The sequence below is a fragment of the Serratia sp. Ae19-1 genome, assembly GCF_059801225.1.
On record NZ_JBCHWD010000006.1, the window covers coordinates 205,459 to 228,097 of the forward strand.

Here is a 22,639-nt window from a genome sequence, read left to right on the forward strand (position 1 = left end):
CCGCGTCACCGGCGATCGGGCGCCGGACGGTAAAAACGAGGTAAACCGGGATTCTGAGCGGCAAACATACCCTGAGCGGCGGGGTTTTGTGAAGCAACAGATGATTAACCTTGTGGCTATACGCATTTAATGCTTATTTTATAGGGCCTAAGCTTTGGGCTTCTGGCCATCTTCACTGTTGCAATGGTTAACACATGACAAAAGAACAATTCTACGCGGAATTAAAACGTGACCTGAGCGCGTTGCTCGGCGGGGAAACCAACTTTATCGCGGCGCTGTCCAACGCCAGCGCGCTGATCAACGAGCGTCTGGATGACGTGAACTGGGTCGGTTTCTATCTGATGGAGGGCGACCAACTGGTGCTGGGGCCGTTCCAGGGCAAGATCGCCTGTGTGCGCATTCCGGTGGGTAAGGGCGTGTGCGGCACGGCGGTGGCGGAAAATCGCGTGCAGCGCGTCGGCGACGTGCATGCGTTTCCGGGCCATATCGCCTGCGATGCGGCCAGCAACGCGGAAATCGTGCTGCCGCTGGCGGTTGGCGGCCGGACGATCGGCGTTTTGGATATCGACAGCACGGTTTATCAACGCTTCGACGAACAGGACGAAGCGGGCCTGAAAGCAGTGGTGGCGGGGCTTTGTGAGCAACTGGAACAGTGCGACAGTGCGAAATATGTGACTGTGGCGGCAAGTTGATCGACGGTTAACGTGGCAATTACCGATGGCGTCATTATAATGACGCCTGTTCATGCCTGTGGCTTGTTGGCAATACCGTTGTAATCAGGAAATTTCATGGAAAATCAACCTAAGTTGAACTCTAGTAAAGAAGTCATTGCTTTTCTTGCCGAGCGTTTTCCGCTCTGCTTTAGCGCCGAAGGCGAAGCTCGTCCGCTGAAAATCGGTATTTTTCAGGATTTGGTAGAGCGCGTGCAGGGGGAAGAGAATCTCAGCAAAACGCAATTGCGTTCTGCCCTGCGCCTATACACCTCAAGCTGGCGTTACCTGTACGGCGTCAAGGTTGGCGCTCAGCGCGTCGATCTGGACGGCAATCCGTGCGGTGAACTGGAGCAGCAGCATGTCGATCATGCTCGCCAGCAGCTTGAAGAAGCCAAAGCGCGCGTTCAGGCACAGCGTGCCGAACAAAACGCCAAAAAACGTGAAGCCGCCGGCGAATCCGCCGATGCCGCTCCGCGCCGTCCGCGTCCAGCCGGTAAAAAGCCCGCTGCACGTCGCGAAGGCGGAGCCGCGCCGGAAACCCGCAAGCCGCGCCCACAAACTCGCCCGCAGCCCGCTCGCCAACCTCGTGCAGCAAAAGAGGAAAGCCAGCCGCGTTATGCGCCAGTCACGGATATCTCTACACTGCAAATTGGCCAGGAAATCAAAGTCAGAGCAGGCAAGAGCGCGATGGATGCTACCGTACTCGAAATCGCTAAAGATGGCGTACGTGTGCAGCTCTCTTCCGGTCTGGCGATGATTGTGCGCGCAGAACACTTGCAGTTCTGATACGGAGGCCAACCAAGGCATGAACAAATTCGTCAGATTAACAGCGATTGCAGGGCTGCTGTGGGCGGGTGTCAGTTACGGTGCGGAAACAGCCAACATCCGCATCGGCCAATTGCCCCAACTGCAACAGGAACCTCAGCACGCTACGGTGAGTGAGCGCGTTACCTCGCGCTTCACTCGCTCTCATTACCGCCAGTTCGCGCTCGATGCGGAGTTTTCAGGCAAGATCTTCGATCGCTACCTGAACATGCTGGACTACAACCATAACGTGTTGCTGGCCTCCGACGTGGCGCAGTTCGCCGGCAAACGCAATCAGGTTGGCGAAGAGCTGAAAACCGGCAAGCTGGATACCTTCTACGCGCTGTTCAATCTGGCGCAGAAACGCCGTTTCGAGCGTTACACCTATGCGTTGTCGCTGCTGGAAAAGCCGATGAACTTTACCGGCAACGGCACTATCGATCTCGACCGCAGCAAAGCGCCGTGGCCGAAAGACAAGGCCGAGTTGGATAGCCTGTGGGATGCGAAAGTCACCTATGACGAGCTGAACCTCAAGCTGACCGGCAAGACCGACAAAGAAATCCGCGACACGCTGACCAAGCGCTATCAGTTCGCCATCAAGCGCCTGACGCAAAGCAACAGCGAAGACGTTTTCCAGCTGGCGATGAATGCCTTTGCGCATGAAATCGATCCGCACACCAACTACCTGTCGCCGCGCAACACCGAGCAGTTCAACACCGAGATGAGCCTGTCGCTGGAAGGCATCGGCGCGGTACTGCAGATGGATGACGACTACACCCTGATCAACTCGATGGTGCCGGGCGGCCCGGCGGCGAAGAGCAAGGCGATCACCGTGGGCGATCGCATCGTCGGCGTCGGCCAGGCCGGCAAACCGATGGTGGACGTGATCGGCTGGCGTCTGGACGACGTGGTGTCGCTGATCAAAGGGCCGAAGGGCAGCAAGGTGCGCCTGGAGATCCTGCCGGCCGGCAAGGGCACCAAAACCCGCGTGGTCACCTTGACCCGCGAGCGCATCCGCCTGGAAGACCGCGCGGTGAAAATGACCATCAAGACTGTCGGCAAAGAGAAGGTGGCGGTGTTCGACATCCCTGGCTTCTACGTCGGCCTGACCGATGACGTGAAAGTGCAGCTGCAGAAGATGGCCAAGCAGAACGTCAAGAGCGTGATCATCGATCTGCGCACCAACGGCGGCGGCGCGCTGACCGAGGCGGTCTCGTTGTCCGGCCTGTTCATTCCAAGCGGCCCGGTGGTGCAGGTGCGCGACAACAACGGCAAAGTGCGTGAAGACGCCGACACCGACGGCGTGACCTACTACAAAGGCCCGCTGGTGGTGCTGGTCGATCGCTTCAGCGCCTCCGCCTCCGAGATCTTCGCGGCGGCGATGCAGGATTACGGCCGCGCGCTGATCGTCGGCGAGCCGACCTTCGGTAAAGGCACCGTGCAGCAGTACCGTTCGCTGAACCGCATCTACGATCAGATGCTGCGCCCTGAGTGGCCGGCGCTGGGGTCGGTGCAGTACACCATTCAGAAGTTCTACCGCGTCAACGGCGGCAGCACCCAGCGCAAAGGGGTGACCCCGGACATTCTGATGCCGACCGGCGTCGATCCGGCGGAAACCGGCGAAGCGTTTGAAGACAACGCCATGCCGTGGGACAGCATCAATGCGGCGACCTACAGCAAGACCGGCGATCTGACGCCGTTCGAGCCGGAGCTGCTGAAAGATCACCAGCAGCGCATCGCGCAGAATCCGGAGTTCCAGTACATCGTGCAGGATATCGCGCATTACAAGGCGCTGAAGGATAAACGCAACATCGTGTCCCTCAATCTGGCGGTGCGCGAGAAAGAGAACCACGATGACGATGCGACCCGTCTGAAACGCATCAACGAGCGTCTGGAGCGCGCCGGCAAGAAGCCGCTGAAATCGCTCGACGATCTGCCGAAGGATTACCAGGAACCGGATCCGTACCTGGATGAAACCGTGCATATCGCGCTGGACCTGGCTCATCTGGAGAAGGATCAGCCCGCTCAGCAACCGACGCCGGCCAAATAAGGCGGCGGTTGGCAGAATGAAAAACGCACCCTCGGGTGCGTTTTTTTTATGGCTGCGGTATGCGCGGCTCAGACGGTTTTCTTGCGGTGGCGCAGCCCGAGCCGGATGCAGGAAACCACCACCAGCAGACAGCCGACCAGCGACAGCAGCAGCGGGACTTCGTGCCAGAACAGCCAGCCCCAGGCGATATTGAACACGATGCCGATATAGCGCACCACCGAGACCACGATCAGGTTATCGGAAGAGAAGGCCTGGGTTAAGACGACCTGTCCCAGCAACGACACCAGCGCTATGGCGAGCAGAATGGCAAACTGGTATGCGTTGGGCCAGACGAATGACTGCCACATCAGCGGCAGCGAGATCAGCGTTGCGATGAACAGGAAGTAGAACACGATCTCGTAGTTGTGGTGGCGTTTGCTGAGTTTGTTGACCGACAGATAGGCGATCGAGGCGAACACCGCGCTCATCACGCCGACCAGCGACGCCAGGGTATAGGCCGAGAAGTGCCACGGCCGCACCAGTAGCACCGCGCCGATGATGACCATCGCCAGCCAAAACGCGGTATTGGCGTTGACCCGCTCACGCAGCACCAGCAAGGAGAGCAAAATGGAGAAAAACGGCGACAGGTAGGCCAGCATGCTGGCATCGGCCAGCGTGAGGTGGGCGATGCTGTAAAAATAACAGATCAGATACAGCCCGCCCATGGTGCCGCGCAATACCAGCAGCGGCCGGTCTTCACGGCTGAAGGCGACGCGGTGGCGATACATCAGCAGCAGAACCAGCAGGCAGCCGATGCTGCTGCGAAAGAACACGATCTCTCCGGTGGGAATGACGTCGGCGATGGTTTTGACCAGCGCGTTCATGACGCTGAAAATCAGCGAGGCGAAAATGGCCAGCAGCGCACCCTGATTCATGCTTGCCTCCGCCACTGCCGGTAGGTGATATCCGCCTGCTCGCGGCAGGTATCGTCCAGCAACGAATGATGACAATGCTCGGCGCCGATCCGGGTGACGAAGCTGTGCAGCGCCTGCTGAAAGCGCGCCAACAGGCGCTGGGCGGCGGGCATCTCGACGCCCAGCCGCTGCGCCAGCAAGACCATAACGCGCAGTTTGCGCACGTCCTCTTGCGGCACGCGCGGCAGTCGCCATAACCCCTGCGCATCCTGGAAGACGCGGGCGACCCTGACGGCGGAAAAATCATAGTAGCGGCCCTGCGCGTCCGGTTCGGAATAGGGATCGACCAGCAGCGCGGTATAGCGCGCAAACAGCGCGTAGCGTTGCTCCGCCGGCGCGAGCTGCGGGAATTGGTCAATCCAGCGGCGGCTTACCATACGAGGCGGCACCGGGTAATTGTCGTCATTCAAAAAGCGCAGCAGGTTGATGGCCTCGACGCCGAGCCGGTTGAGCAACTGCCGGTAATCCTGCGAGAGCGCCAGCATGTCGGCGATCGTCTCGGGGCAGATAGGGCCTTCGGGGTAGGTCTTATACAGGTACTGTATCGGCGCCTGCGGCTGAAAGATCGCCTGTAGCGTGGTATCGGCCAGCGCCAGCGGAGGATGAACATAGTTGGTGATGCTGAAGCGTTCGGCGGCCAGCAGGCTGTCGCAGCGCTGGGCATCGATGCCGTGACGTGCCAGCACCGCGCAAAGCCAATCGAGTTCGGCGCGGTCTGACGTTGGGCTTTGTCCGGCCAGATAAATCCGCTGCTTGAATGCCTTGGTGTAGGCGCGGTAAGGCTGCGCGGCATCCTGGTATTTGGTATCGGCGTAGTAGCTCGACAGGCTGATGATCCCGACGTGGGATTGCCCGGCGTCCTGCAGCAGGCTTTGCACCATCAGGCCGGAACCGATGGAAGGAGAGAGCAGGATCAGTGAGCGCAGCTGGGGCAACGCCGCCCATGGCACCTGCCGCAGCACGTCATGATATTGATCGGCGGGGACGGCAAGGATCAGTCGGTGCCAGTCACCGCCGACCAGTGACAGGTCATCGCAATAGCTGTCGATCGTCACTTGCGTATCGCCTTGGGTGCGCTGCGCCTTACCGGCGCCCGTCAGAGACAGGCTGGGCGCGTGAGCCAAATGATGCCGCAGGCGTTGTCCTTTCTCGCTGGGGCGGTTGTACAGGCCGATGCGCGCATTGGCCGCGGCCTTGATATCCGCCGCCAATTGGATAGCCGCCGGGCCGGCGCCCAGAATCAGGGTGGAAAAGGCATTATTCATGGCGGAGAGGCTCCAGAATCAACAGATCGTACAGCGGGGTGGCGAGCGGTTTACCGCTGATGCGCCACGGCGAACCGGCGGCCTGGTGATGGTAAGGGCAGTTAAAGAGAGACTTGAGGCCGTTGCCATAGCGCACCAGCAATTTGCCGCGTTGCGGCAGCAAAGGCCGCAGCTCCCTCAGCAAGCCCTGCTTGTCGGCCACCAGAGAGGCGATGATGATGTGATCGACGTCATTGCGGGTCAGGCCGTTCAGCTTGTCGATGCAGGGCATCTGCCGCACCAGCCCCAGATGGCGCGTGAGGCGGCGGGCAAACCGCTGGGCCGCCGGATCGCAATCGTAGCAAATGACGGTGGCGGCAAGCCTGGCGACCAGCGCCAGCGCCGTGGTGGGCAAGGCGCCGCTGCCCACCAGCAACACCCGCTCGCCCGGTTGGATGCCGGCGGCGGCGATCTCCAACTGCAGGGCGCGATCGAAACTGTTCAGGTAGGCGTTAGTCTGTGCCGGTTGCCGACAGAGTGCAGAGACGCGATGCTTCTCGTAGTCGCACAATGCGGCATTGGCTGTTGCCCGCAGTTGGGCGATCTGCGCCGTTATCAAACGGTCGTTTTCCAGTTTTCGACGGTAGGCCTGCAGCTGTGGTTCGTCGTTAAAGGCTTGCAGGCGACTGAAGCGGCGTTCCAGCAGGGAAAAATGACGCCGATCTTGCCGGGCGGAGCGGTGTAGCTGGTGAATTTCCTGTTGCAAACCGGCGAGTTGCGCCAGCATGTCCGCCTTGGTCAGGGTGTACATGGGGATTCTCCGTGTGCGTGTAACAGCTGTGTCGGCAGCAGATAGGGGTAGCCCTGCGGGCTGACGCCGTTTTCGATACCGACGCCAAATACGCGAGACATCATCGGGTGTCCCATCATCTGATGAGTCTCGCCGTGGCAAACGACGCGTCCGTGCTCGAGCAGCGTAAGTGAGTGGCAATAACGCAGCGCCAGCCCCAGATCGTGGATCACCAGCAGCGTGATGCAGCGATGACGCCGGCCGTAGTCGGCGATCTGATTGAGCACGCGCAGCTGGTGATGGATATCCAGCGCGCTGGTGGGTTCGTCGAGTAAAATGAGCTGCGGTTGAGAGACGAACGCCTGAGCCAGCATCACCAACTGTCGCTGGCCGCCGCTGAGACGGTTGAAGGGGCGATCGGCGAGCGCGGAAATGCCGCATTCCGCCAGCGCCTGTTCGACCGCATCGGCCTGGGCGGCGCTGACGCGCCATCCCAACTGCCGTACCTTGCCCAACAGCACCATGTCAAAAGCGGTCAGTGCCGAATCGCAGCGATTAAGCTGCGGCACATAGGCGATGCGGCTGGTTTTCGGATCGAGAGGGCGCTCGCGGTAGGCGATCTCGCCGCTGTACGGCAACATGCGATTAATCGCTTTCAGCAGCGTGGACTTGCCGGCGCCGTTGGGGCCGATGATGCCGCCGAGTTTTGCCTCCGGCCAGCTCAGGGATACGTCGGCCAATAGCGGGCGGCGATGCAGCGTGACGTCGACGCCGGTGAGGGTCAGTTGAGTCATGGGCGTTTAACCTGTCGGGTGACGAAGTAAAACAGCACCGGCACGCCGATCAGGGCGATGACGATGCCGATGGGCACCACGCCGTTCGGCATCACCAGCTTGGCGACGATCGACGCGCACAGCAGCAGCAGGCTGCCGCAGAGGGCGGAAATGCAGATCAGGTAACGCTGATCCTCCCCGACCAGAAAACGGGCGAAATGGGGGGCGATCAGCCCGACGAACCCGATGGTGCCGACAAAAGAGACCGAGGCGGCCGTCAGCAAAGTCGCCAGTAGAAAGGCCAGCTTGCGCAGCGCGCTGACGTTGATGCCCAGCCCCTGTGCCTGCTCTTCGCCGGCGGACAGCGCCGTAAGGCGCCAGGCCTGCCGCAGGCTGACGATCAGCGCGCAGAGCAACACGGCGCCGGTGATCGCCACCCCGTGCATATTCGCTTTGAGCAGGCTGCCGAACAGCCAAAAGACGATTTGCTGCATGGCCTCCGGCGCGGCCAGAAACAGCAGCAGCGATTGCAGCGACTGAAAGAAAAACAGCACGACGATGCCGCTCAACACCAATATTTGCGGCGTCATGCCCCGGCGTTGTCCCAGCAGATAGATAGGCACGCAGGCGAGCAACGCCATCAGCGAAGCCAGCAACGGCGTGCCCAGCGCCAGCGCGCCGCCCAGGCTGAAGCCGGTGATGATCGACAGCGCCGCGCCGAACCCCGCCGCAGCCGAGATCCCTAGCGTATAGGGGCTGGCGAGGGGGTTGGCCAGCACGGTCTGCATCAGCAGGCCGGCCAGCGCCAGGCTGGCGCCGACCACCAGGGCGGTGAGCGTCATCGGCAAGCGAATCGACCAGAAAACCACCTGATGCAGCTCGTTGCCTGGCGTAGAACCGGGCCGGAGCATTCGCACGATATCCGCGAGGCCAAGATGCGCGGCGCCGACGGTCAGATCGATGGCGGCTGCCGCCAACAGCGCGCCGAGCAGCGCCAGCGTCAATAGCCCGCGGCGCAGCCTGCGCCGTTGCAAAAAATCACGTCCTGTGCGGGCCACGACTACTCTCCTTGCCAGCGTTGCAAGAAGACGCCGTCCGCCTCAATCGGCAGATATTGGCGGTAGAACCGGGCCAGGTTGCGCGCGGGGTCTACGTCGGCAAATGCGGTGGGATAGAGGGCTTTCGCCAGATACTGGACAAAAATAAAGTCGTAAATCGTGCGCGCGCCGCCATGATAAAGCGCATAAAGCCGTTGGTTTTTTATAGCCGGCAGCTGCGGCCATCCCGCCCGCCGGGCATACTGCGTCAGGCGCGCCTGTATGGGGGCGGCCTGTGTGCCGTAGCCCATCGGCACGGCGTTCGGCATATTTTCCCAGTCGCCTCCGGCGAGAAAAATGACGTCGGGCCGTTTGGTCAGGACATAGTCGGCGCGCAACGGAGAGGGGCTGCCGACGACGCCGGCGGCGATATTGTCGGCGCCGGCCAACTGCAGCAGCGGCCCCCAGATCGAGGCGCCATAGCTGCTGCTGTATTCGCCGGGGCCCTTGTCTCCCAGTTCAATATAGGTGATCGGCGGCGGCAGCTGCGCCTGGCGGATGCGCCGCCGGGTATCTTCGAGGCTCTGGCGATATTCGTCGGCCAGCCGTTCCGCTCGCTCGGCGTGGCCCATCGCCTGGCCCATCAACCGAATGCTGGCGAGCTTGACCTCGACGCCCTGGTTGAAGTCGACGACGATGTAAGGAATGTTGAGCCGTTGCAGCACCGGCAGGTAGTTGGCGAAACCGTCGAGCTGCCACTTCGCCAGGATCAGCAGGTCCGGCCGCGTGGTCAGCAGGCGTTCAAAATCGAAGCTCTGGTTATAGAGCGAACCGACATCGACCAATTGAGCGAGCCGCGGCAGCGCGGCCTGATAGCGCGCCCATTGGCTGGTGCGCAAGGCCCAGTCGCTTTTGGAAAAGGCGACGACCTGTTGATAGCTCTCCGGACCGTTCACCGCCAGAAAATCTTCGTAGTAAAAGCCGATATAGGCGCGCTGTGCGGGGGCGGTCAGGGTGACGCGACGTCCTTCAACGTCGGTGAGGTGAATTTCAGCTTGTGCGAGGTGGCAGAAAAGCAGCCACGTCGCCAGCATCCAGGCGATACGCGATAACATGATTGACATCCCTTTACGATTAATTGTGATGTTATAATGTAACAATTAATCGTAAGATTCAAACTTTCGTCGTCGATGAATCGGCTGCAGGCACGTCGGATCGCACCCAGCGGATATTGACCCAGAAAGGGTGTGGATAAAATCGCCCGCCGCGATCCTGCGCGGGCAAAGAATTTTTTGTGAGAAATCCCTCCGCCTTGCGCAACAATCGTTTACAATTTGCCAAATCCCGGTCGCGCGCCGTTTTTGTAAAGTTTCGTATTTTTAGTAGGTTAATGACGCGCGACTCTTGAAACTGTGACGAATGCCCATACGATCTAGGGTATCTTGGACAGCGTTTTGTTAACATTTATGAGGAAGTAAACATTTTATGATGCGTATAGCTCTGTTCCTGCTCACCAACCTGGCGGTGATGTTGGTTTTCGGGCTGGTGCTCAGCCTGACAGGAATCCAATCCAGTAGCGTTCAGGGCCTGATGATCATGGCCGGTCTGTTCGGCTTCGGCGGCGCTTTCGTGTCGTTGCTGATGTCCAAGTGGATGGCGCTGCGCTCCGTCGGCGGAGAAGTGATTGAACAGCCGCGTAACGAAACCGAAAACTGGCTGCTGGAAACGGTGCGCCGTCAGTCGCAGCAGGCGGGCATCGCCATGCCGCAGGTCGCTATCTACCATGCGCCGGACATCAACGCCTTCGCCACCGGCGCGCGCCGCGACGCCTCGCTGGTTGCCGTCAGCACCGGCTTGTTGCAGAGCATGAGCCGTGACGAAGCGGAAGCGGTCATCGCGCACGAAATCAGCCACGTCGCCAACGGCGATATGGTGACCATGACCCTGATTCAGGGCATCGTGAACACCTTCGTGATCTTCATTTCGCGCCTGATCGCGCAGGTCGCCGCCGGCTTCCTGGGCAACCGCGACGGTGATGGCGAAGGGGAAGGCAACGGCAACCCGATGATTTACTTCGCGGTGTCGATGGTGCTGGAACTGGTGTTCGGCATCCTGGCGAGCATCATCACCATGTGGTTCTCGCGTCACCGCGAGTTCTACGCCGACGCCGGCTCCGCCAAACTGGTGGGCCGCGAGAAGATGATCGCTGCCTTGCAGCGCCTGAAAACCAGCTACGAACCGCAGGAAGCGGGCAGCATGATGGCGTTTTGCATCAACGGCAAATCCAAGTCGTTCAGCGAACTGTTCATGTCGCACCCGCCGCTCGACAAGCGCATCGAAGCGCTGCGTACCGGCCAGTACCTGAAGTAATCGGCTGAATATCATGAAAAACCCCGGCTTGCCGGGGTTTTTTTATGTCCGCTATTTCATCTCGCGGCTGGGCTGCACTGTCTGCGTCGTCGACTGGGTGATGCGCAGGCTGCTGACCGCCGCTGCCAGGGTGGCGAACACCCCGGCCAGGATCAGCGAAGCGTGGGTGCCGGAGGCAGGGAACAGGTTGAACATCAGCGCCACCAGCGCGGCCCCCGAGGTTTGTCCCAGCAGGCGAGCGGTGCCCAGCATGCCGCTGGCGCCGCCGCTGCGGTTGCGCGGCGCGGCGGAAATGATGGTGTGGTTGTTGGGCGACTGGAACAGGCCGAAACCGGCGCCACACAGCACCATGCGCCAGATGATGTCCACATTCGACGGCGCCGCGGGCAGCAGCGCCAGCGAGAACAGCCCGAGCGCGAACACCGCCAGCCCGATACAGCCCAGCAGGCCGGCGTGTACGCGCTCCACCAGCCGGCCGGCGATCGGTGCCATCACCACGATCGCCAGCGGCCAGGGCGTCAGCAGCAGCCCGGTCGCCACCTCATCGCGGCCCAATGCGCTTTGCAGGAAGAACGGCAGCGACACCATCGCCAGCATCTGTGCGGCGAACGAGCAGATTGAGGTGCCCATCGACAGGGCGAAGATCGGAATGCGCAGCAGGTCGACCGGCAGCAGAGGAAATTCCTGACGCAGCTGGCGGCGAACAAACACTGCGCCAATCGCCAGCAGCGCGGCGATCTCGCTGAAGATCAGCGTCAGGCTCTGGCCCTGGGCGAAGCCGCTGATGGCGGTGATCAGCAGGCCGAAGGTCAGCGCATTCAGCACGGCGCTGGTGGGATCGAAACGGCGATTATCGTTTTTCTGGCCGTTGGCGGGCAGGAATTTCATCCCCAGCAGCAGTGCGACGATACCGATCGGCAGGTTGATGGCGAACAGCCATTGCCAGGACGCGACCGACAGGATAGCGGCCGCCACCGTCGGCCCGGCCGCCGAGGAGCAGGCGACGATCAGCGAGTTGATGCCCATGCCGCGGCCGAGAAAGCGTTGCGGGTAGATGATGCGGATCAGCGCCGTGTTGACGCTCATGATGGCGGCGGCGCCAAAGCCTTGCAGCACGCGGGCGATAGTCAGGGTGAGCAGCGAGTCGGACAGGGCGCAGAACAGCGAGGTGATGCTGAACACCAGCAATCCGGCCTGATAGATGCGACGATAGCCGACCAGATCGCCGAGCGACGCCAGCGACAGCAAAGACACGGTGATCGCCAGCTGATAGGCGTTGACCACCCAAATGGAGCTGGCCGGGCTGGCGTTGAGATCGCGCGCGATGGTGGGCAGCGCCACGTTGGCTATCGCGCCGTCGAGCACCGATACGGTAATGCCGAGGGCGATGGCGAGGATCGCCCCATAGCGTTGCGGGACGGGGAGGCCGTCGGAACAAGAACGCATGTTGGTCTCAGCGGTGTTTATTCAGGAGAGTATTATCATGCTAATCATAATCGCCTGCGATTGCATGCCCGTTGTCCGCTTAATTGTAAATAGCGGTGAGCGGGCCGGCGGTTATCCATTTGGCTTCAATCGCTTAGCGCCTATGTGCGTTGCGCGTCGCGATCTGTTCCGATTATACTGAAACCCTTGTTTAAATTTCCTGAAACAAAACCGTTAAGTAGGGTATTCACCATGGCTAACGTAGATTCAGACAAGCAACCGGATGCCGTCTCATCCGTGATGAAAGTGTTCGGCATTTTGCAGGCGCTCGGCGATGAGCGCGAGATCGGCATTACCGAGCTGTCCCAGCGGGTGATGATGTCTAAAAGCACCGTCTACCGTTTTCTGCAGACCATGAAAGCGCTGGGCTACGTTTCGCAGGAAGGCGAGACGGAAAAATATGCGCTGACGCTCAAGCTGTTCGAGCTGGGCGCCAAATCGTTACAGAACGTCGATCTGATCCGCAGCGCGGACGTAGAGATGCGCGAACTGTCGAACCGTACTCGCGAAACCATCCACCTCGGCGCCCTGGACGAGGACGGCATCGTCTATATCCACAAGATCGACGCGATGTACAACCTGCGCATGTATTCGCGCATCGGCCGCCGCAACCCGCTGCACAGCACCGCAATCGGGAAAGTGCTGCTGGCCTGGCGCGGGCGGGATGAGGTGGCGCAGATTTTGTCGCAGATTGACTTTACCCGCAGCACCGAGCATACCCTGACCAGCGCCGCCGAACTGTTGCCGGTGCTGGATCGGGTGCGTGCTCAGGGATACGGCGAAGACGCCGAGGAACAAGAGGCGGGGATCCGCTGCATTGCGGTGCCGGTTTTCGACCGGTTCGGGGTGGCGATCGCCGGGCTGAGCATCTCTTTCCCGACGTTGCGCTTTTCCGACGCGGCGCGGGAGGAGTATGTGGCGTTGCTGCACGTCGCCGCCCGGCGGATATCCGAACAGCAGGGCTATCACGACTACCCGTTTTGACCCTTCGCCAATAAACAACAAGGCGCTGCGACGGCAGCGCCTTGTTGCTATTTCACGCCCGGCGTCAGCCGCTGCGAAATTCGCTCCAGCACCAACATCAGCAATAGCGTGGCGGCCACCAGGATCATGGTCAGCGTCGCGCCGTTGGCGATGCTGCCGCGATCGGTCAGGCTGAAGATAGTGACCGGTAGCGTCGCCCAGCTTGGCGGGTAGATCATCATGGTCGCGCCCAGTTCCCCCATCGACAGCGACAGGCTGAGAGCGAAGGCGGAGATCATGTAGGGGGCGATCATCGGCAGGGTGACGTGGCGCAGGCGGAACAGCGGCGACGCGCCCAGGCTGGCAGCGACGTTCTCGTAGTCGCCAGGTAGCCGGGTCAGCCCGGCCATCACGTTGCCGAAGGTAAAGGCGGAAATCAACACGAAGTGGGCGGCGGGCACGATCAGGAAGGTGCCGTTCATCTGCAGCGGCCCTTGGCTGAACGCCACCAGCATCCCCAGACCGATGGAGACCGAAGGCACCGCGCTGGGAATGAAAAACAGCGTGCCCAGCAGCCGCTGGCCGCGCCCCTGATGGTGGCGCAGCGCCAGCGCCGCCCAGGTGCCGCACAGCAGCGCGAACAGGCTGGCGCTGAAGCCGATAGCCAGACTGGCGACCAGCGCGTCCCAGGAGGCGCCGCTGAAGGCCTGGCGAAAGTGGTTGAGGGTGAAGCCGCTCGGCAGCACGCCGTTCCACTGTTCACTGAGGCTGGACATCAGGATCACCGCCAGCGGCAGGCAGAAGAACAGGGCGAACAGCGTGACCGTCAGCGTGCAGGTCAGGGTGCGGCCGGTGCGAGACCAAATCAACATCGTCAGTTCCTCAGCCCGGCGCGTGCCGCGGCATAGCGGTAAAGGGAGAACAGCCCGAGCGACAGCGCGATATTCACCACGGCGATGGTGCAGGCGACGGCGTAATCCGCCTCCAGAATCGCTTTGGAGTAGACCATCATCGGCAGCGTGGTGACGCCCTTGGCGCCGATAAACAGCACGATGCCGAACTCATTGGTGGTCAACAACAGACACAGGCTGCCGCCGGCCAGCAAGGCCGGCAGTGCGGCCGGTAAAATCACCTGGCGCACCACGCGCCCCGGCCGGGCGCCGAGGATGCTGGCGGCCTCAAGCTGGCTGCGGTCGATCTGCGACAGCGCCGCCATCAGCGGGCGCATCACCAGCGGCGTAAACACGGTGATTTCCGCCAGGATCACTCCCCAGATGGAGTAAAGAAATTCGACCGGCGGCAGGGTGAAGCCGAAGGTCGCCATCAGCGTGCCGTTCAGCAGGCCGGCGGAGCCGTAGATAAAGGTGAAGGCCAGCGTGATCAGAAAGGTCGGCATGGCGATAAAGGTATCGATCACTCGGGCGATCAGCCGGCTGCCGGGGAACGGCGTGAATACCAGCAGCAGCGACAGCAGCGTGCCGAGCACCAGGCAGCCCAGCGTCGCCAGCAGCGCGATCTGCAGCGTGTTGAGCAGGGCACCGACAAAGCGGCGGGATTCGAACACCTGTTGCAGCGCGGCGGCGCTGAACAGCCCCTGGTCGTCGGTAAACGCCTGTTTGACGATCAGCGCCAGCGGGTAGAAAAACAGCGTCGCCAGTACCAGCAGCGGTAACAGGATCCACAGGCGGCGCGGCAAACGCAGCCGCAGGGACGGGCGAGTAAGCGTAGAGTCGGTCATGTCAGTCCTCGATCAGTACCGCATCGTCGGGGGCGAAATAGAGCGGCACGCGCTCGCCGATCTGCGGCATCTGGCTGCGATGGGTGGTGACCACGCGCAGCGGATGGCCTTCCGCGTCGAACTGCAGGTGCGTCAACTCTCCCTGCCAATGAATATCGCGCAGCGTGCCGATGATGCAGTTGCTGCGCTGGGCATCGGCATCGAGCGCAATGTGCTGTGGCCGGATGCACAGCAGCTTGTCGAAGCCGCGTTGTGCGCCATAAGTGAAGCAGCCGATCACTTTGCCGGCGCAGCTGACGGTGGTCATACCTTGCTGCGCGGTAGTCTCCAGGGCGGTAGCCGGCAGCAGGTTGGCGCGGCCGAGGAACTCGGCGGTGAAGCGGTTCGTCGGATGATGGTACAGCGCGCGGGTTTCACCGTGGGCGATCAGATGGCCGTCGCGCATGATGCCGATCTTGTCCGCCAGCGTCAGCGCTTCGCCCTGATCGTGGGTGACGTACAGAATGGTCAGGTCCGGCAGCTCGCGGTGCAGGCGGGCTATCTCTTCCACCATGCTGTGGCGGATTTGCGCGTCCAGCGCCGACAGCGGCTCATCCAGCAGCAGCACCTTGGGGCGCACCGCAATGGCGCGGGCGATCGCCACCCGCTGCTGTTGGCCGCCGGAGAGCTGGCTGGGATAACGCTTGGCGTAGGCGGACATGCCGACGATGGCCAACGCCTCTTCGACGCGCTCGGCGATAAGGCCGCGCGGCTTGCCCTGCGCGCGCAGGCCGAACGCCACATTGTCCTCGACGCGCATATGCGGAAACAGCGCGTAGTTCTGCACCACCATGCCCAGACCGCGCTCATAGGGCGGCACGTCGGTGACATCGACGTCGCCGATGGCGATGCGTCCGGCGGAGGGCTGCACGAAGCCGGCAATCGCCCGCAGCACGGTGGTCTTACCCGAGCCGGAGGGGCCGATCAGCGCCAGCACTTCGCCGGGAGCGATGGTGAGTGTCAGGGGCTTCAGCACCTCGGTGCCGCGATACGACACGCTGACGCGGTCGAGCTGAATGCCCGACGGCCCGGCGATATCCTGGCTGTTATCCCGCGCCTCGGCGCGAGGTGAGAGAAGAGAAGGCATGGCCAGAGTCATTCGGTCACCTTGTGCCAGCGAGAAATGTCGGCGGACAGGCTGCTCACCACCTGATTCCAGTCCGGCGCCCAGATGTCCACGCCTTGCAAAGCGGCCTGCGACTGCCTGAAGTTATCGTCGGTCGGAGTGACGTCCTTACGCACCGGCATGCCGTAGGAAATGGCGCTGACGCTGCTCTGCGCTTCCTTGCTCAGCAGGAAGTCGATCAGCTTTTTGCCGTTGGCGCTTTGCGGCGCGCCCTGCACCAGACCGACGTAGTAAGGCAGCACCAGCGTGCTGCGCTTGCCGTCCGGCCCAGCCGGCCAGAACACCTTGACGTTCGGGTTGCTGCGCATCTGCGCCAGATTCATCTGCAGATCGCCGTTGGCCACCAGCAGCTCTCCCTTATTGACCAGCGCGGTCAGCTTGCCGGTGGAGGCGGAAGGGCCGACGTTGTTGCTTTGCAGCTTGCCGAGATAGTCGAAACCGGCGTCTTTGCTACCGAAGCTGTGAAATGCCTGCAGCATCACCGCGGTGCCGTCACCCGCCTGTCCCGGCGTGGAATACTGCAGCTTGTTGCGGAACTGCGCGTCCAGCAGCTGCTGGTAGCTGGCGGGCGCCTGCGGCAGCAGTTTGGCGTTATAGATGAAACTGAGGTAGTTGTTCACCAGCGGCACGAACTGCGGCTGCGCATCGGCGATCTGCGCCGCCGCCTGCGGGGTAAAGTCCTGCAGCAGTTTTTCCGCGGCGGCGCGCTGGATGAACGGCGGCAGCGTCACCAGCACGTCGGCCTGCGGGTTGCTGCGTTCTTTCGACAGCCGTTCCACGATGGCGCCCGAGCCGCCTTCAACATACTGCACCTTGATGCCGGTCGCCTGGGTGAAGGCGTCGAACTGGGTTTGATACCAGCTGTGGTCGCCGTCGTGCAAACCGTCGGCAGAGTAGACGGTCACCACCGCATCGGCGGCCCAGGCCGGTGCGGAACCGAGTGCGATGGCGGTCATGACGACCAGACGAGAAAGTTTCATAGCTTCAGCCTCACTGTGGCAAGTTAATGCGAAACTGGTATACACCAGATATGCGGCCAAGCTAATCGGCGAATATGACAAACAAATGAAAGCGGCAAAATATATTTGTCTTAAAAGGGTGATCGAGCGTGGGTGAGGAAGGCGGGGCGGCGGACGCCGGCCCCGTGATAGCCGAGGTTAGAGTGTATCGACTTCGATGCGCAGACTGTCGTGGCGCCAGTATTCAATATCGAAATCGAGGATGCGGCCGTGCTGATCGTAATTCAGTCGACGCAGCAACAAGGCGGGCAGGCCGACCATGGCGCCGAGCGCATTGGCGGCGCGGTAAGGCAGGGCCGTCGGGTAGAACGACAGGTGCATGTTGCTGTAAATCAACGAGTAATGCTGCTGATAGACCTCGGTCAGGCTGCCGTTGAGATCGTGGCTGAGCAGTTCCGGCACCCGCTGCGGCAGGCAGTGATTTTCGCAGTAGCAGATAGCGCGGCCGTCGGCGTAGCGCACGCGGCGCAGCAGATACACCTGATCGAACGGTTCGAGCGCCAGCGGCTGCATGACGTCGAGCGGCACCGTGGTTTTTTCGCCGGACAGCAGCGCGGTGCGCGGTGTGCGCCCCTGCTCCTGACACAGACGGTGGAAGTTGGTGTTTTGCGTCGGGTCCAGCCACAGTCGCTCCGGCGTGACGAACCAGCCGCGGCGATCGGCTCGATAGATGGCGCCGGTGGCTTCCAGCTGCGCCAGGCTTTCGCGGATGGTGACGCGGGTGGTGGAGAAGATGGCACACAGCTCGCGCTCCGAAGGCAGCTTGTCGCCGGCCTGCAGCGCGCCGCGGGTGATGCGCGCCTGAAGCTGATCCTTGATCTGCAGGTAGTGGGGCATATCGCCCTGATGTTCTTTCATTTCATCTCGCTATGGCATCGGCCCGACATTCCGGCACGCGCTTATTATACATAGCCAGATGAATTTTTTGTTTCACCGCGCTTTGTCGTTTGACCGGGGCAGGAATTTGCCGCCACAATGAGTGTAATCTGGTATAGACCAAATAGGTGAATAACATGTCCGACCGTAACTACCTGCTGTTGACCCCCGGCCCGTTGACCACCTCGAAAACGGTGAAAGAGGCGATGCTGTTCGACAGCTGCACCTGGGATGAAGATTACAACCTCGGCGTGGTGCAAAGCATCCGTCAACGGCTGGTGGCGCTGGCGACGCCGTCCGCCGGCTACACCTCGGTGCTGCTGCAGGGCAGCGGCAGCTTTGCGGTAGAAGGCGTGCTGGGCACGGTCATCGGCCCGCAGGACAAGCTGCTGATCGTCAACAACGGCGCCTACGGGGCGCGGATGATCGAAATGGCGCGGCTGATGGATATCGACCACCACGCCTTTGACTGCGGCGAGGTGAATGAACCGGACGTGGCGGCGATGGAAGCGGTGCTGAAAAGCGATGCGCGCATCAGCCATATCGCCATGGTGCACTGTGAAACCACCACCGGCATGCTCAACCCGCTGCAGAAGGTGGCCGGCCTGGCGGCGCGCAACGGCAAGACCTTTATCGTCGACGCCATGAGCAGCTTCGGCGGCATCCCGCTGGATGTGGACGCGCTGGGCATCGATTTTCTGATCAGTTCCGCCAACAAATGCATTCAGGGCGTGCCGGGCTTCGCTTTCGTCATCGCCCGCCGCAGCGAACTGGAAAAATGCGCCGGGCGTTCGCGCTCGCTGTCGCTCGATCTGTACGCCCAGTGGCGCTGTATGGAAGACCAGGCCGGCAAATGGCGCTTTACGTCGCCGACCCATACCGTGCTGGCCTTCGCGCAGGCGCTGAAAGAGCTGGAGCAGGAGGGCGGCATTGCCGCGCGCCACCGTCGCTATCAGACCAATCAGCGGCGGCTGGTGGCGGGCATGCGCGAACTGGGCTTTGAAACCCTGCTCGATGAGGCGTTGCATTCGCCGATCATCACCGCGTTCTATTCGCCAAAGGCCGACACTTATCGCTTCGCCGAGTTTTATCAGCGCCTGAAGCAACAAGGCTTCGTGATTTATCCCGGTAAAGTGTCGCAGAGCGACTGCTTCCGCATCGGCAACATCGGGGAGATCTACCCGCAAGATATCGAACGTTTGCTGGCGGCAGTCGGGCAGGCGATGTACTGGAATCAATAAGGATTGACCATGAAACAGATCAACGCCGTAATCCTCGACTGGGCCGGCACCACGGTGGACTTCGGCTCCTTTGCGCCGACGCAGATTTTCGTCGAGGCGTTCAAACAGACCTTCGATATCGACATCAGCCTGGCGGAAGCGCGTATTCCGATGGGGCTGGGCAAATGGCAGCATATCGAGGCGCTGGGGAAACTGCCGGCGGTCGACGCACGCTGGCGGCAGCGGCTGGGGCGCTCGATGAGCCACCAGGACATCGACGCGCTGTATCAGGCGTTTATGCCGCTGCAAATCGCCAAAGTGATCGACTTCGCCGATCCCATCGAGGGCGTGCCGCAGGTGATTGCCGCTTTGCGCGAGCAGGGGATTAAAATCGGTTCCTGCTCCGGTTATCCGCGCGCGGTGATGGAAGTGCTGGTGCCCGCCGCCGCAGAGCGCGGCTACGCGCCGGATTACTGGGTCGCCACCGACGATCTCGCGGCCGGCGGCCGACCGGGGCCGTGGATGGCGTTGCAGAACGCGATCGCGTTGGGTATCGATGCGGTGGCGCATTGCGTGAAGGTGGATGACGCGGTGCCGGGCATTGCCGAAGGGCTGAATGCCGGGATGTGGAGCGTCGGGCTGGCGCTGTCCGGCAACGAGTTCGGCGCCACCTGGCCGGAGTATCGACAGATGGCGGCGGGCGAGATAGAGCGCCGCCGCGCGGCGGCCGCCGATAAGCTGTACGCGGCGGGTGCGCACTATGTGATAGACACGCTGGCGCAATTGCCGGCAGCGATCGCCGATATCAACCGGCGGTTGGCGAAGGGCGAGCGGCCGTAACGACCGAACGAGGGGCATAAAAAAACCGGGGATAATCCCCGGTTTTTTCGTTATGAGACGGCGTTAGCGATGCGCCAATTCGACTTCGTCTTCGCTGTCCATCACGGCTTTGTCGGTTTGCTTCATCAGCTGGCTGGTGATGGTGCCTGCCGCCATGGAGCCGTTGACGTTCAGCGCGGTGCGGCCCATGTCGATCAGCGGTTCGACCGAGATCAGCAGCGCGACCAGCGTCACCGGCAAGCCCATCGCCGGCAGCACGATCAGCGCAGCGAAGGTGGCGCCGCCGCCCACGCCCGCCACGCCGGCGGAGCTGATGGTGACGATGCCGACCAGGGTGGCGATCCATACCGGATCCAGCGGGTTGATGCCGACGGTCGGCGCAACCATTACCGCCAGCATCGCCGGGTAGAGGCCTGCACAGCCGTTCTGGCCGATGGTGGCACCGAACGACGCCGAGAAGCTGGCGATGGATTCCGGTACGCCCAGACGACGGGTCTGCGCTTCCACGTTCAGCGGAATGCTGGCGGCGCTGGAGCGGCTGGTGAAGGCGAAGGTGATCACCGGCCACACCTTGCGGAAGAACTTCAGCGGGTTAACGCCGGTGAAGGCCAGCAGAGCGGCGTGTACCACGAACATGATGGCCAGGCCAATGTACGAAGCCACCACGAAGCTGCCGAGTTTGACGATGTCGTGAATGTTGGAACCGGCGACCACTTTGGTCATCAGCGCCAGCACGCCATATGGCGTCAGTTTCATGACCAGACGCACCAGCTTCATCACCCAGGCTTGCAGGGTGTCGATGGCCACCAGCACGCGCTCGCCTTTCGGCTTGTCGTCTTTCAGCAGCTGCAGCGAGGCCACGCCGAGGAAGGTGGCGAAAATCACCACGCTGATGATCGAAGTCGGGCTGGCGCCGGTCAGGTCGGCGAACGGGTTTTTCGGAATGAACGACAGCACCATCTGCGGCACGGTCAGATCGGCCAGTTTGCCCACGTAGTTGGTTTGGATAGCCGTCAGACGCGCGCTTTCCTGCGCGCCCTGCACCAGGCCTTCGGCGGTCAGGCCGAACAGGTTGGTGACCAGCACGCCCACCAGCGCCGAGATCAGCGTGGTGAACAGCAGCGTGCCGATTGTCAGAACGCTGATTTTACCCAGAGAAGAGGCGTTATGCAGTTTGGCGACCGCGCTCAGGATCGAGGCAAACACCAGTGGCATGACGATCATTTGCAGCAGTTGCACATAGCCGTTGCCGACGATGTTGAACCAGCTGATGGATTCTTTCAGCACCGGGTTGTCGGAGCCGTACACCAGCTGCAGGCCCAGACCGAACACCACGCCGACCACCAGGCCGACCAGCACTTTTTTCGCCAGGCTCCATTGCTTGTGGCGGGTTTGCGCCAGCAGCAAAAGGAGCGCGACAAACACCAGCACGTTAATCACGAGCGGAAGATTCATCCCCAATGTCTCCAATAATCTTTCTTATAAAAACGACTACGCATCACGTATGTCGCGATGTAAATATCGTAACAGTTTGCTGAGTGGCCTACTTATATCCAAATGGAATTTGATATAGCTTTTTGCGCGTTTTTGTTCTTTTTATATACGCATGGGTGATGGGTTGAACGATTTTTTGTGATCAGAGCCTGATATTTCTGATTTGCTCGACATAGGATTGCACCGGGAGGGTGAAATCACCTTGCCAGCAGATGGCGAAGGCCACCAGGCACAGACACAGTACGCGCTCCAGTTGGTTGCCTTTTTGCGAGTTGAGCAGCGGCAGACGAAAACGCCAGCGGCACGGCCACAGCAGCGGAACGCCGGCGGGGGTGAGCATATCGGCCAGCAGGTGGCTGAAGTAGCCGATGATCATGGCGTGCAGCGCATCGGCTGGGATCGGCCAGCTGCGCGGCACGTCCAGCTGAAACAGCGCCATGCCGCCGGCGATCGCCAGCAGGCTGTGGGTGAAACCACGGTGGCCGAAGGCGCGGGCGATGGGAATGGCGAGCCAGCGCAGACGCTGGCCAAGCACCGACTTGGGGTGATCGATGTCCGGCAGCAGCGAAGTCAGCAGCACAGCGGGTATGATGTGCCACCAGTCGCCGGTAGCCAGCTCTGGCGTCACTTCCGCCTTCTTGGCGAAGATCGCGCAAGCGACAGAGAATATAAGATGTCCTTCCGCGGTCATGCTGTTGCGATTCCGGCTGGTAAACTGTTAATTTATCCAGTATATGGGAAAATTCCCAGTAGTGGAAGCAGTTACCCTGTAACCAATTGTTTATTTTCCCCGGTTTTACAACGGCTTGTTACGCCAATGCGTAACAAATCATCGATTTTGGCGGGCGAAAACAAAAAGGCGGCGCTGGGGCGAATGAAACGGAAAGCAACGAGGGCGGTTTTTCGGCGTGCGGCGGGAGGAAGCGGCGGCCTTGAACAGCGCTGCGTGGCAGTGACAACGCTGCGCGGACCGTCGCTTTCCCTGCCGTCCAGCATAATGAGAACGTCACGGCAATTCAATAATAATGAAACGGTGTTTCGTTTATTTTGCGGCACGGATCTCTTGGCCGGCGGCGATGAGGAAAACCAGGGCGCCGGTGGCCGG

Annotated in this window: 22 protein-coding genes; 7 read left to right on the plus strand and 15 right to left on the minus strand. The window is 61.3% G+C overall.

The genetic code is table 11. From position 1 onward, the window contains the following. Nucleotides 1-194: 194 nt before the first annotated feature. The 3 genes from AAIE04_RS18295 to prc all read left to right on the plus strand — a co-directional run bounded on the left by AAIE04_RS18295 (nt 195) and on the right by prc (nt 3,567). The gene (locus AAIE04_RS18295) at nt 195-692 is read left to right on the plus strand and encodes a free L-methionine (R)-S-oxide reductase MsrC (protein WP_154746107.1); all 498 of its coding nucleotides are present in this window, start codon (nt 195-197) and stop codon (nt 690-692) included. Between the two features lie 96 nt (nt 693-788). Beyond that, nucleotides 789-1,499, plus strand: a complete 711-nt coding sequence (gene proQ / locus AAIE04_RS18300; RefSeq protein ID WP_019454878.1) for an RNA chaperone ProQ — start codon at nt 789-791, stop codon at nt 1,497-1,499. A 19-nt stretch (nt 1,500-1,518) separates the two neighbouring features. Beyond that, nucleotides 1,519-3,567 carry a carboxy terminal-processing peptidase gene (gene prc / locus AAIE04_RS18305; RefSeq protein ID WP_498577487.1) on the plus strand — a complete coding sequence of 683 codons (2,049 nt, stop codon included), beginning with the start codon at nt 1,519-1,521 and terminating at the stop codon, nt 3,565-3,567. 68 nt (nt 3,568-3,635) lie between these two features. Here prc and AAIE04_RS18310 read toward each other — a convergent pair whose 3' ends face one another. Genes AAIE04_RS18310 through AAIE04_RS18335 form a run of 6 tightly spaced genes read right to left on the minus strand, consistent with a single transcriptional unit; the run spans nt 3,636 to nt 9,479 of the window. Further along, complete coding sequence (locus AAIE04_RS18310; protein WP_019454880.1) at nt 3,636-4,481, minus strand: DMT family transporter; 846 nt, start codon at nt 4,479-4,481, stop codon at nt 3,636-3,638. Further along, a complete protein-coding gene (locus AAIE04_RS18315) occupies nt 4,478-5,785 on the minus strand; it encodes an opine metallophore biosynthesis dehydrogenase (protein WP_498577488.1) in 1,308 nt (435 codons plus the stop codon). Before AAIE04_RS18315 ends, AAIE04_RS18310 begins: the two co-directional genes overlap by 4 nt. Further along, complete coding sequence (locus tag AAIE04_RS18320) at nt 5,778-6,575, minus strand: nicotianamine synthase family protein (protein ID WP_309531162.1); 798 nt, start codon at nt 6,573-6,575, stop codon at nt 5,778-5,780. Before AAIE04_RS18320 ends, AAIE04_RS18315 begins: the two co-directional genes overlap by 8 nt. Then, nucleotides 6,563-7,348, minus strand: a complete 786-nt coding sequence (locus AAIE04_RS18325; protein ID WP_063919296.1) for an ABC transporter ATP-binding protein — start codon at nt 7,346-7,348, stop codon at nt 6,563-6,565. The genes AAIE04_RS18320 and AAIE04_RS18325 overlap by 13 nt, the downstream gene beginning before the upstream one ends. After that, nucleotides 7,345-8,385: a FecCD family ABC transporter permease gene (locus tag AAIE04_RS18330; protein ID WP_345790193.1), complete on the minus strand. Its 1,041-nt coding sequence runs from the start codon at nt 8,383-8,385 to the stop codon at nt 7,345-7,347. Before AAIE04_RS18330 ends, AAIE04_RS18325 begins: the two co-directional genes overlap by 4 nt. A 2-nt stretch (nt 8,386-8,387) precedes the next feature. Beyond that, nucleotides 8,388-9,479 carry an ABC transporter substrate-binding protein gene (locus tag AAIE04_RS18335; RefSeq protein WP_049239999.1) on the minus strand — a complete coding sequence of 364 codons (1,092 nt, stop codon included), beginning with the start codon at nt 9,477-9,479 and terminating at the stop codon, nt 8,388-8,390. Between the two features lie 370 nt (nt 9,480-9,849). Here AAIE04_RS18335 and htpX point away from each other — a divergent pair, with 370 nt between their 5' ends. Then, entirely contained in the window at nt 9,850-10,734 is an 885-nt protein-coding gene (gene htpX / locus AAIE04_RS18340; protein WP_004931482.1) for a protease HtpX, read from the plus strand. Between the two features lie 51 nt (nt 10,735-10,785). Here the strand turns inward: htpX and AAIE04_RS18345 are convergent, their stop codons facing one another. Beyond that, a complete protein-coding gene (locus AAIE04_RS18345; protein ID WP_063919298.1) occupies nt 10,786-12,180 on the minus strand; it encodes an MFS transporter in 1,395 nt (464 codons plus the stop codon). 231 nt (nt 12,181-12,411) lie between these two features. Between AAIE04_RS18345 and kdgR the strand changes: the two genes are divergently transcribed. Continuing rightward, nucleotides 12,412-13,203, plus strand: coding sequence for a DNA-binding transcriptional regulator KdgR (gene kdgR / locus AAIE04_RS18350; RefSeq protein WP_498577489.1), 792 nt, complete (start codon nt 12,412-12,414; stop codon nt 13,201-13,203). Nucleotides 13,204-13,250: 47 nt separating this feature from the next. On the opposite strand, the gene AAIE04_RS18355 is transcribed toward kdgR, so the two are convergent. The 5 genes from AAIE04_RS18355 to phnR form a co-directional block, all read right to left on the minus strand. Then, nucleotides 13,251-14,054, minus strand: a complete 804-nt coding sequence (locus tag AAIE04_RS18355; protein ID WP_309531166.1) for an ABC transporter permease — start codon at nt 14,052-14,054, stop codon at nt 13,251-13,253. 2 nt (nt 14,055-14,056) lie between these two features. Continuing rightward, the gene (gene phnU / locus AAIE04_RS18360) at nt 14,057-14,920 is read right to left on the minus strand and encodes a 2-aminoethylphosphonate ABC transporter permease subunit (RefSeq protein WP_498577490.1); all 864 of its coding nucleotides are present in this window, start codon (nt 14,918-14,920) and stop codon (nt 14,057-14,059) included. Nucleotide 14,921: 1 nt separating this feature from the next. Next, a complete protein-coding gene (phnT, locus tag AAIE04_RS18365) occupies nt 14,922-16,046 on the minus strand; it encodes a 2-aminoethylphosphonate ABC transport system ATP-binding subunit PhnT (protein ID WP_309531266.1) in 1,125 nt (374 codons plus the stop codon). An 8-nt stretch (nt 16,047-16,054) separates the two neighbouring features. Next, nucleotides 16,055-17,065, minus strand: coding sequence for a 2-aminoethylphosphonate ABC transporter substrate-binding protein (locus tag AAIE04_RS18370; RefSeq protein ID WP_019454891.1), 1,011 nt, complete (start codon nt 17,063-17,065; stop codon nt 16,055-16,057). Between the two features lie 177 nt (nt 17,066-17,242). Next, a complete protein-coding gene (phnR, locus tag AAIE04_RS18375; protein ID WP_019454892.1) occupies nt 17,243-17,962 on the minus strand; it encodes a phosphonate utilization transcriptional regulator PhnR in 720 nt (239 codons plus the stop codon). Between the two features lie 155 nt (nt 17,963-18,117). Between phnR and phnW the strand changes: the two genes are divergently transcribed. Continuing rightward, nucleotides 18,118-19,221: a 2-aminoethylphosphonate--pyruvate transaminase gene (gene phnW / locus AAIE04_RS18380; protein WP_019454893.1), complete on the plus strand. Its 1,104-nt coding sequence runs from the start codon at nt 18,118-18,120 to the stop codon at nt 19,219-19,221. Between the two features lie 9 nt (nt 19,222-19,230). Continuing rightward, nucleotides 19,231-20,040 (plus strand): phosphonoacetaldehyde hydrolase, encoded by an 810-nt coding sequence (gene phnX / locus AAIE04_RS18385; RefSeq protein WP_019454894.1) that lies wholly within the window; start codon nt 19,231-19,233, stop codon nt 20,038-20,040. A gap of 63 nt (nt 20,041-20,103) precedes the next feature. Here phnX and AAIE04_RS18390 read toward each other — a convergent pair whose 3' ends face one another. The 3 genes from AAIE04_RS18390 to AAIE04_RS18400 form a co-directional block, all read right to left on the minus strand. After that, entirely contained in the window at nt 20,104-21,495 is a 1,392-nt protein-coding gene (locus tag AAIE04_RS18390) for an L-cystine transporter (protein WP_019454895.1), read from the minus strand. A gap of 181 nt (nt 21,496-21,676) precedes the next feature. Continuing rightward, nucleotides 21,677-22,225, minus strand: a complete 549-nt coding sequence (locus AAIE04_RS18395; protein ID WP_498577491.1) for a metal-dependent hydrolase — start codon at nt 22,223-22,225, stop codon at nt 21,677-21,679. A 71-nt stretch (nt 22,226-22,296) separates the two neighbouring features. Beyond that, a complete protein-coding gene (locus AAIE04_RS18400) occupies nt 22,297-22,590 on the minus strand; it encodes a hypothetical protein (protein ID WP_498577492.1) in 294 nt (97 codons plus the stop codon). Nucleotides 22,591-22,639 lie beyond the last annotated feature (49 nt).

What these genes read in the sequence shown, in the direction of transcription:
- AAIE04_RS18295 (WP_154746107.1), top strand. Translation starts at nt 195, where the DNA reads ATGACAAAAGAACAATTCTACGCGGAATTAAAACGTGACCTGAGCGCG.
- proQ (WP_019454878.1), top strand. Translation starts at nt 789, where the DNA reads ATGGAAAATCAACCTAAGTTGAACTCTAGTAAAGAAGTCATTGCTTTT.
- prc (WP_498577487.1), top strand. Translation starts at nt 1,519, where the DNA reads ATGAACAAATTCGTCAGATTAACAGCGATTGCAGGGCTGCTGTGGGCG.
- AAIE04_RS18310 (WP_019454880.1), bottom strand. Translation starts at nt 4,481, where the DNA reads ATGAATCAGGGTGCGCTGCTGGCCATTTTCGCCTCGCTGATTTTCAGC.
- AAIE04_RS18315 (WP_498577488.1), bottom strand. Translation starts at nt 5,785, where the DNA reads ATGAATAATGCCTTTTCCACCCTGATTCTGGGCGCCGGCCCGGCGGCT.
- AAIE04_RS18320 (WP_309531162.1), bottom strand. Translation starts at nt 6,575, where the DNA reads ATGTACACCCTGACCAAGGCGGACATGCTGGCGCAACTCGCCGGTTTG.
- AAIE04_RS18325 (WP_063919296.1), bottom strand. Translation starts at nt 7,348, where the DNA reads ATGACTCAACTGACCCTCACCGGCGTCGACGTCACGCTGCATCGCCGC.
- AAIE04_RS18335 (WP_049239999.1), bottom strand. Translation starts at nt 9,479, where the DNA reads ATGTTATCGCGTATCGCCTGGATGCTGGCGACGTGGCTGCTTTTCTGC.
- htpX (WP_004931482.1), top strand. Translation starts at nt 9,850, where the DNA reads ATGATGCGTATAGCTCTGTTCCTGCTCACCAACCTGGCGGTGATGTTG.
- AAIE04_RS18345 (WP_063919298.1), bottom strand. Translation starts at nt 12,180, where the DNA reads ATGCGTTCTTGTTCCGACGGCCTCCCCGTCCCGCAACGCTATGGGGCG.
- kdgR (WP_498577489.1), top strand. Translation starts at nt 12,412, where the DNA reads ATGGCTAACGTAGATTCAGACAAGCAACCGGATGCCGTCTCATCCGTG.
- AAIE04_RS18355 (WP_309531166.1), bottom strand. Translation starts at nt 14,054, where the DNA reads ATGTTGATTTGGTCTCGCACCGGCCGCACCCTGACCTGCACGCTGACG.
- phnU (WP_498577490.1), bottom strand. Translation starts at nt 14,920, where the DNA reads ATGACCGACTCTACGCTTACTCGCCCGTCCCTGCGGCTGCGTTTGCCG.
- phnT (WP_309531266.1), bottom strand. Translation starts at nt 16,046, where the DNA reads ATGCCTTCTCTTCTCTCACCTCGCGCCGAGGCGCGGGATAACAGCCAG.
- AAIE04_RS18370 (WP_019454891.1), bottom strand. Translation starts at nt 17,065, where the DNA reads ATGAAACTTTCTCGTCTGGTCGTCATGACCGCCATCGCACTCGGTTCC.
- phnR (WP_019454892.1), bottom strand. Translation starts at nt 17,962, where the DNA reads ATGAAAGAACATCAGGGCGATATGCCCCACTACCTGCAGATCAAGGAT.
- phnW (WP_019454893.1), top strand. Translation starts at nt 18,118, where the DNA reads ATGTCCGACCGTAACTACCTGCTGTTGACCCCCGGCCCGTTGACCACC.
- phnX (WP_019454894.1), top strand. Translation starts at nt 19,231, where the DNA reads ATGAAACAGATCAACGCCGTAATCCTCGACTGGGCCGGCACCACGGTG.
- AAIE04_RS18390 (WP_019454895.1), bottom strand. Translation starts at nt 21,495, where the DNA reads ATGAATCTTCCGCTCGTGATTAACGTGCTGGTGTTTGTCGCGCTCCTT.
- AAIE04_RS18395 (WP_498577491.1), bottom strand. Translation starts at nt 22,225, where the DNA reads ATGACCGCGGAAGGACATCTTATATTCTCTGTCGCTTGCGCGATCTTC.